Source organism: Mesorhizobium sp. M7A.F.Ca.CA.001.10.2.1 (assembly GCF_003998575.1).
Taxonomy (GTDB): Bacteria; Pseudomonadota; Alphaproteobacteria; order Rhizobiales; family Rhizobiaceae; genus Mesorhizobium.
The window spans coordinates 1-1374 of the sequence record NZ_RZQY01001026.1 but is presented as its reverse complement, the minus strand read 5'-3'; the positions used below and the strand labels follow the sequence as shown (position 1 = coordinate 1374).

The 1374-nt window shown below is 65.8% G+C and carries 1 protein-coding gene and 1 pseudogene; both read left to right on the top strand.

Annotation, left to right across the window (positions count from 1 at the left end):
- Window positions 1–64: 64 nt before the first annotated feature.
- Window positions 65–853 (top strand): ABC transporter ATP-binding protein, encoded by a 789-nt coding sequence (locus tag EN964_RS34695; RefSeq protein ID WP_127267057.1) that lies wholly within the window; start codon window positions 65–67, stop codon window positions 851–853.
- Window positions 854–902: 49 nt separating this feature from the next.
- A pseudogene (locus EN964_RS34690) lies at window positions 903–1374 on the top strand (ABC transporter substrate-binding protein); the annotation flags it as partial.

The window sequence follows — 1374 nt, the reverse complement described above, 5'->3', positions numbered from 1 at the left end:
GCTCCATCCATCGCATCGTCGTATATACGCTTTGCCGTCCCGGCAAGCCGGCGGGCAGCAGCCGATGACCGTAGCGCTTCTCGAAGCCCGTGACCTCTGCGTCACGGCGAATGGGCGGGATCTGGTTCAGGCGGTCAGCTTCTCGGTGGCCGCCGGCGATCGCCTTGCCATCATCGGTCCCAACGGCGCCGGCAAGACGACGCTGCTGCGCATGCTGTCGGGCATGCTGCGTCCGAGCTCCGGCGAGGTGAAGCTCGGCGGGCGCCGCCTGGACAGGATTTCAGCCGCCGAACGGGCGCTGCACATTGCCGTGGTCGGCCAGACCGACCAGCCCGATCCGCGGCTGGCGGTGATCGACTATGTCGAGCTTGGCCGGGTTCCGCACGCCGGGCTGCGGCGCAGGAGCGAGGAGCGCGAGATCGTCGTCGATGCACTGCGCCGGACCGGCCTGCTGCCGCTATTTGGCCGCACCATCGGCTCGCTGTCGGGCGGCGAGCGCCAGCGCGCCCAACTTGCGCGCGCCATCGCCCAGCAGCCAAAAATCCTGTTCCTCGACGAGCCGACCAACCATCTCGACCCGCGTGCCCGCGGCGAACTGCTCGACCTCGTGGCAGGCTTCGAGATGACGGTGATCGCGGTGCTGCACGATCTGGCGCTGGTGGCACCGTTCGCCACCAGGGTGGCGGTGATGAACCATGCCCGTCTGCAAGCGCTCGCCGCACCGCGCGAAGCCCTGACCCAAAAGCTGATCCGCGAGATTTTCGGCATCGATGTGCTGCGTCTGCGCCATCCGACCGAAGACCGCGAACTGACGGTGTTCGATGTGCCGAACCGTGCCGCGCCGCCGACGTGATTGAAGCCATCTCGTAGTCGACCCAATCCCATCCACAAGGAGCAAACCCGTGAAACGCCTGGCCTTTTCGCTTGTCTTCTCGCTGCTGGCCTCGACAGCCCTGGCCTTCCCGGTCACGGTCGACAGCTGCGGCAAGCCGCTGACCTTCGATGCGCCGCCGAAGCGCGCCGTCATCCAGGATCTCAACATGGCCGAGATGGCTTTCGCGCTGAAACTGCAGCCGTCGATCGTCGGCCTGACCGGCATCACCGGATGGTACAAGGTGGGTCCCGAATTCAAGGCCGAGCAGGGTTCGATCCCGGAACTGGCGCCGAAATATCCGACGCTCGAAAACCTCGTCGCGGTCGAGCCGGATTTCTTCTTCGCCGGCTGGTATTACGGCATGAAGCCGGGCGGCGAGGTGACACCCGATACGCTTGCTCCGCACGGCATCAAGACGCTGGTGCTGACGGAAAGCTGCGTCCATCTCGACAAGAGCCGCCCAGCCGCCTCGATGGACCTGCTCTATGGCGACGTCGAAA